Raw genomic sequence first — 8,040 nt, 5'->3', positions numbered from 1 at the left:
CATACAGTTCGCTGCGCTTATTCCGGTACACGACCTGAAGCGGTTCATCCTTCCAGCCGCTGTAGAAGTTCGTGCGCAGTACCGTATGCCGCTGCACCAAGACATCCAAACTGGCCGCAAACGCAGCAATATTAAAAGGTCCTCGCAGATCAAAGGAGGCCTGTTCAAAATAAGCTCCCGATTGCGAATCCATCAGATTGTAAAAGAGCATTCCCTTCTGCATCGGTGTCAGTGCGTACACATTTTCCAGCTCACCGATACGTGCCGCCTGTTTCGCAATCTGCTCCAGCTCTCCAGTCGTCAGACCTTGGAAGGACACATCACTTGGGGTCAGCTCCGGCTGCTCCTGAGCGGCGCAATGCGCAATCACCTCTTGTAAAGCGGATTGCAGCAGGCTCGCCACCCGCTCCAGCGTTTCTTTACGATACTGCTTACGGCTGTATGCGATCGTCAAACGCAGCGTGCCTTCCGAGATCATCGCGTTTAAATCCAGCGTGTACGGTAAGCGGGAAAGGGCATCTTCTGTCTCCCCTGCATGGTAGGGGGACAACGTAATTCCACTGTTTTGCAGATCCTGATCGACCTGCCCCAAATAGTTAAAGCTGATTTCCGGTTCGGCTGCGATCGTGTCCACTTCATCCGCAAGGAACGCAGAGGACAGGTAACGCCAAGTGCCATAGGTCAGCCCTTTATGCGGAATCCGGCGCAGGCCTTCCTTTGTTTCTTTAATCCGCTGAGCCAGGGTCATTTCCTTGCCGGTCTCCAGCAGCACTGGATACAAGCTCGTAAACCAGCCTACGGTACGTGTAATATCCACCTCTGGCAGGATCGCTTCCCGGCCATGGCCCTCTAGGTTCACCAGCACCTGTCCTGCACCTGTCCAGTGGTGCACCGCCAGTCCCAGCGCGGTCAGCAGCAAATCATTGACCTCGGTGTTGTAGGCGCGATGGGCCTGCTTTAACAGCTGCTGGGTTTCAGCTTCGGTCCACGCTACGGTCAGCACTTCGCTGTCTGCATTTAAGGAGCCTTCATAGGCAAAATCCTTAGGCAGCGGAGCAATCGCAGCTTTAGCCTGCTCTACCTGCTTCCAATACGACGCATCCGACGCAGACGCAGAACGATGAGTATAAGCTGTCAACTCCCGTGCCCAAGTTTGGAAGGAATCTGTTTTATACGGCAATCGTACAGACTTGCCCTGGATCGCCTGCTCGTAGCCTGTCGAGAAATCTTCAAACAGAATCCGCCACGACACCCCGTCCACCACCAAATGGTGAATGGCGATTAGCAGATGGTCGCCCTCAGTGGTACGGAACCATCCCAGCTTCACCAACGGCCCTGCGGACAGGTCCATGCTGCTTTGAATTTCCGTTGCCTTCGCTTCCAGCGCTTCTGCATAAGTTTGCTGTTCACGGTAGTCCACCGTTTCCAGCGTATACAACGCGCCTTCCTCTACAGGGCGTGTCCAAGCCGCATAACCCGAGGCATCTGGACGGAAAACCGTACGTAGCGCATCATGGTGCTTCACAAGGTGATCCATCACTTGACGAATCGCCGTCTCCTCAAAGCCCTCCGTGCGATAAAGCATGACCGCCTGATTAAAGTGCTGCGGACGCTCGCGCTCCTGCGCAAAGAACCAGTGCTGGATTGGAAGCAGCGCCGTTTCCCCGCTCACTTCTTCTTGGTCTGCCAAACGGCGGACCTCGTGCATATGCGGTGCCAGGACTGCAACTGTCGGATATTGGAACAAATCCTTCATGTCCAGCTTATAGCCGGCCTGGAACGTACGGGATGCGATTTGGATGGCTTTGATGGAATCGCCGCCCAGATCAAAGAAATTGTCCAAAATACCGACCGTCTGTAGTCCCAGTACGGACTGCCAGACCGCTACCAAAGCGCGTTCTTGCGCCGTACGCGGCTCGGCATAATCGACTCCAGTTTGCAGGCTGCCTTCCGGTGCCGGCAGTGCTCTGCGGTCGATTTTGCCATTGGGACTTAGCGGCATTTGTTCCAGTTGTACAAAGTACGACGGCACCATGTAGCTTGGCAGTTCCCGGCCCAGCTCACTTCTCAGCTCGCTGGCACTGATTTCTTGTCCCGCGACATAGTAGGCGACCATTTGTTTTTGGCCCATTTCATCCGTACGAGCCATGACCACCGCTTCTCGTACCGATTTCACTTGCAGCAGTTGCGATTCCACTTCACCCAGTTCAATCCGGTAGCCCCGGATTTTCACCTGATGATCGATCCGGCCCAGATATTCAATGTTCCCGTCCGGCATCCATCTCGCCAAGTCACCGGTGCGATACATCCGTTCGTATCCTGGTTCACCACCCGAAAACGGATCGGCTACGAATTTCTCGGCCGTCAGTTCTGGATGGTTCAGATAGCCTCGGGCTACGCCGACACCGCCGATGCACAGCTCCCCTGCAACCCCGATCGGCTGCAATTGCTCCGTGCCTTCCTTGACGATGTACAGACGAGTGTTCTGAATCGGTTTCCCGATAGGAATCACTCCATATTCCTCATCCGGCTCGCAATCGAAGTACGATACGTCCACCGTCGCTTCGGTTGGTCCGTACAGATTGATCAGCTTCGCTCCGGCCAGGCTCGACACGAGCCGCTGGAACCTCGCCACATGCTGTGGCGGTAAGGCTTCGCCACTGGCAAAGACATGGCGCAGCGTGCCCAGCTTCGCTTGCATCACTTCTCGTGGCTGCTGCTCCACATACTCCAGGAACGCATGCAGCATGGCGGGCACAAAGTGCATCGTGGTTACACCACCGCGGGCAATCGTGTCCACGATGTCCTCCGGATTCTTTTCTCCGCCCACGGACAACAGGCTTACCTTCGAGCCGACCATCGACCACCAGAACAGCTCCCACACCGACACGTCGAAGGTGAAGGCGGTCTTTTGCAAAATGGTATCTTCTGCACTCAAGCCGTAGCGATCATGCATCCACAAAATCCGGTTCAGCACGGAATGGTGCTCTACCATGACGCCCTTCGGTTTTCCCGTGGAACCGGACGTATAGATGACGTACGCGACATGACGCGGCCCGGCCAGGGGCTCCAAATTTGATCCATCTTCGTGATAAATATTCTTGCCATCCTGCTCCTGACGATCCAGCACCAGCACCTGGCCGTCAAAACTCAGCGAGGCTTGCTCTGCCAGATGCGATTGTGTTAGCACCAACTTCGCGCCTGAGTCCTCCAGCATAAAGCGGATGCGATCAGCCGGATATTCCGGATCAATCGGCACATAGGCTCCGCCGGCCTTCAGGATCGCGTAGATGCCTACGATCATGTCTAGGGAACGGTGAACTAGTATGCCTACAGGCTGATCCGGCTGAACTCCTTCCGCACGCAGAGTCCGGGCCAACCGGTTGGCTCTTTCGTTCAGCTCACGGTAGGTCAGCGACTCTTTACCACACAGTACCGCCACTTGCTCCGGCGTGTTCGCGGCCTGCTGCTCGAACAGACTGCTTAGCGTTTGATTCTGCGGATAGGCTGCCGCCGTATCGCCCCACACCTGAACGATCTGTGCCTGCTCTTCCGCTGTCACCAATGCCAGCTCATTCACACGGATATCCGGGTTATCCACGATTTGTCCGATGACGTGGTCGATATGACCATAGATACGCTCCATTGCAGACCGGTTATACACCAGTGCATTGTACTCAAGTAGGATAGAGATATCCTCATCAGGCACGACAATCAGGTTAAAATCGTAGTTGGTTTGCTCTGTAAGTTCCACATGAGCAATAGAGAAGCCTGTATGTGCATCTGCTTCGCCGGAACCGCCCATCTGCTTCATCTGCTGCCCGATGGGATAGTTTTCAAAGACCATGATGTGATTGATCAGGTCTTGTTTTTGTTCAGTCCGTGCCTGAATGTCGTAGAGCGGGAACGTGTCATAGACACTGGAGGTCAAAGCCTGTTCCTGTGTACGCTGCACTACTTCAGCAAATGTAGCATCCGGTGTACTGCATATACGTACTGGGATCGTGTTGATAAACAAACCAATCATGCTCTCCACACCTGGAATTTCTGCCGGACGACCCGATACCACACTACCAAACACGACATCCTGATGATTATTGTATTTCTGTAAAATAACGCCCCAAACGCTTTGCAGCAATGTGTTAATCGTGACATGTTGTTGCTTGGCCATTTGGTTTAATGCGGCACTCCGCTCTTTACCTAGCATAAATGGCAACTTTTCTAAAACATAACCGGAATTTGAACTTTGACCGCTTCTGTTTGTGTCGTCATCCCGTTCTGTTACAGAAACTTGCGTATTCTCACCAGGCAACAAGGTTTGCTGTTCAAAACCTGCCAAATAGTCACTCCAATAACGGGTTGCTTCCTGTGCATCTTGATGTTCCAACCATTCGATATAGTCACTATACGGCTTGACAGGTGCGAGCTCTGGCTGCTTGTTCTCCAGCAAGGCAGCATATGCACCAAACACTTCGTCTGTCATCAGGGACAGGCACCAGCCGTCCATTACGATATGATGGAAGCTCCATACAAAACGGTATGAGCGATCACCCGTGCGGAAAACAGCTACGCGCATGAGTGCATCCTTGCCTAAATCAAAGCCTCTGGCTTTGTCCTGAGTCACAAATTCAGCTACCGCCTGTTCACGCCCTCTGACATCCTCATAACGGAAGCTCGGATTTTTTTGACGGTAGACAATTTGCAACGGTTGACCATGCCAGCCGCTGTAGAAATTCGTCCGTAATATCGCATGCCGGCTAACCAGCAGCTTTAAGCTTTCCTCGAATATAGATGGCGCAAAGTGGCCCTCAAGATCAAAGGTTGCCTGCTCAAAATACACGCCGGTTTCTGCATTCATCAAACTATGGAACAGCATCCCCTTTTGCATGGGGGTCAATGGGTACACATTTTCCAATTCCCCAACCGTCTTGGTCTGTTCCTTAATCGTATCGAATTGCTCCAGGGTCAGACCTTTAAACAGTACATCACTTGGAGTCAATTCGGCCTGCTCCCGTGTAACACAATGCTCGATCACTTCAAGCAGATTGGTTTTCAGCAGGTTGGCTAGCATGTGGACCGTATCCTTACGGAAGGCTCTGCCGTTATACCGAATGTCGAATTCCAGGATGCCGTTCGTGACAATCCCGCTCACATCGAGCGCATATTTCATCTTCGTCCGGTCACTCACGACTGATCCCATCGAGTAAGGAGACATCCGGATATCGCTGTTTGGCAAGTCTTGATCCAACTGTCCGAGATAGTTAAAGCTTACTTGTGGCTCGGCAAAAGCTTGGTGTTGACCAAGGTTCGGAACATCTGGTTGCTGACCAACGGCTTGGCCAGATTCACTCCAATATCTCCAGATTCCATAGCCCATTCCTTTATTCGGAATATGGCGCAGGCACTCTTTGACCTGTTTGATGCGTTCCGCCAAAGCGTGACCACGGCCGATGTCCAGCCATACCGGATATGGACTTGTAAACCAGCCTACCGTACGAGAAATGTCGGTATCCGGCAAAATGTTCTCCCGTCCGTGTCCCTCTAAATGAATCAGACTGCGTTCATGACCCGTCCACGTGTACAGCGTCATGCCTAGTGCAGTCAGCAGCAGATCGTTCACTTCCGTGTTATACGCGCGGTGTGCTTGCTTCAATAGTTTTGATGTCTCTTCTTCCGTAAGCTGAAAGACCACGGTATCCGTGTCAGCTAGGGTAAACGGTTCGGTCTGCGCTTGATCCTCAGGCAAACGTACCTGGTCAGCCAAAGCAGCTGCGTTCCATTGTTCCCAGTAGGCGCGCTCACTGTCCATGGCTGCGCTATTCGCATAGGTGGAAAGTTTTTGTGACCAGGAACGGAATGATTCCGTTTTGTCCGGTAATTGGAGTGCCTCTTTACGGATCGCCTGTTCATAGGCTACAGCCAAATCCTCAAACAAAATGCGCCATGATCCCCCGTCCACCACCAAATGGTGGATTGCTATGAGCAAATGATCCCCATCTGCACAGTGGAACAAGCCAGCCTTCAACAACGGCCCTTCATGCAGCTGGATACTCTTTTGAATTTCACTGGCTTTCGCCTCCATGGCTGCGCTGAGCGTGGCTTCATCTGTCAAGTTTGTAAAGTCCACCACGTCCAGGTGATACAGCTCGCCTTCCTGTATTCCGCGGTTCCAGGCTTCATAGCCTTGCTCGGTCTTGCTGAACACCATCCGCAGTGCATCATGGTGCGCTGTGAGTTTGTCAAGTGCCTGACGCAGAGCGGACTCATCAAACCCTTGCTCCCGGTGCAGCATCACCGCCTGATTAAAGTGATGTACGTCTACTTGCTTCTGGGCAAAGAACCCATGCTGGATCGGAGACAAAGTTGTTTCCCCGCTCACTTCTCCCTGATCTACCCTACGACTTACCTCGTGCATATGCGGTGCCAGTGTTGCGACGGTTGGATAACGGAACAAATCTTTCATGTCCAGCTTGTAGCCTGCCTGGAACGCACGCGATACGATTTGAATCGCCTTGATCGAATCGCCGCCCAGGTCAAAGAAATGGTCCAAAATCCCGACAGTTGGCACACCCAGGACGGACTGCCAGATCGCTACGAGTGCTCGTTCTACTACCGTACGTGGCGCTGCATAGTCTGCACCGCTGTGCAGACTGCCTTCCGGTGCTGGCAGGGACTTGCGGTCAATTTTACCGTTCGGTGTCAGCGGCATCTGCTCCAACCAGATGAAATACGACGGCACCATATAGCTTGGCAGCGCTTGTCCCAGCTTCTGTCTCAGCTCACTAGCTCCAAGCTCTTGACCTGCCACGTAGTACGCCACGAGCTGGGTTTGACCCGTTTCGTCCGTACGAGCCATGATGACTGCTTCTTGTACGGACTCCACCTGCAGCAGCTGCGATTCGATCTCGCCCAGTTCGATCCGATAGCCCCGAATTTTCACCTGATGGTCCATCCGGCCCAAATATTCAATGTTGCCGTCTGGCATCCATCTGGCCAAATCACCTGTACGATACATCCGCTCATGGCCTGCCTTACCACCAGCGAACGGATGATTTACAAATTTCTCGGCCGTCAGTTCTTCACGTTTCCAGTACCCGCGAGCCAAGCCTTCCCCGGCAATACATAACTCACCCGGCACACCGACGGGCTGCAACTCCCCACTTGCATTCAGGATATATATTTGCGTATTCGCGATAGGACGTCCAATGTTAATTTGTTGAGCATGGGTCAGTTCCTGTACGGTCGACCACACCGTCGTTTCTGTAGGTCCGTACATGTTATAAATGCGGGGACCGTTGATTTCTTGCAGTGCTGCAAGCAGCTTGGACGGCAGGGCTTCGCCCCCGACCATTATAGCCTTAACGCCTTGCAGCGCGCGGGAGCCTGCTTCATGCCCCAACAGCATTTGCAACCGGGACGGCGTCATTTGCAACATCTCAATATGATGATGAGCAATCAATTCACCCAGCGCCTGAGGATTCACCTGATGCTGGCTGTCGCCAAGCACGACCGTCATTCCGCCCAACAGAGGCAGGATGGTTTCCAAGACGAAAATGTCGAATGAAATGGTCGTGAGTGACAAAATCATTTTGCTGGCTTTAAAATCAATGACTTCGCGCATTCCTGTAATAAAGTTGAGGACCGAGCGATGCTGGAGCATAACTCCTTTCGGATTTCCGGTTGAACCAGAGGTATAAATGACGTAAGCCAAATGCTCTGGGCGGGTAATCACCTCCAGGTTACTGCTTTCTCCCTGATACAATGCTGCATCCTCAAGAAATAGGGTATTGGCATGGCATTGGTGCTCTTCTGCCAAATCACGATGGGTTAGAAGCACTGTGGCCTCGCTGTCTTCCAGCATGTATTGAATACGAGAGGACGGAAATTCGGGATCGATCGGCACATAAGCACCGCCTGCTTTTAGCACGGCCAGCAGACCTACGATCATTTCCACGGAGCGCTGCACCATCAGACCGACCAGTTTGTCAGGCCCTACTCCCTGCGCTTGAAGGATGCGTGCCAATGAATTCGCCCGTTCAT

1 protein-coding gene is annotated in these 8,040 nt (G+C 52.9%); it reads right to left on the bottom strand.

Annotated features, from left to right (window positions below):
* Positions 1-8,040, bottom strand: an 8,040-nt coding sequence (locus ACN6NF_RS12020; RefSeq protein ID WP_474317916.1) for an amino acid adenylation domain-containing protein, incomplete at both ends; no start/stop codon positions are given.

It is taken from the genome of Paenibacillus sp. TSM33 (assembly GCF_056099025.1).
Note: the sequence above shows the minus strand (reverse complement) of the source record. Positions and strands in the feature narration are given on the sequence as shown.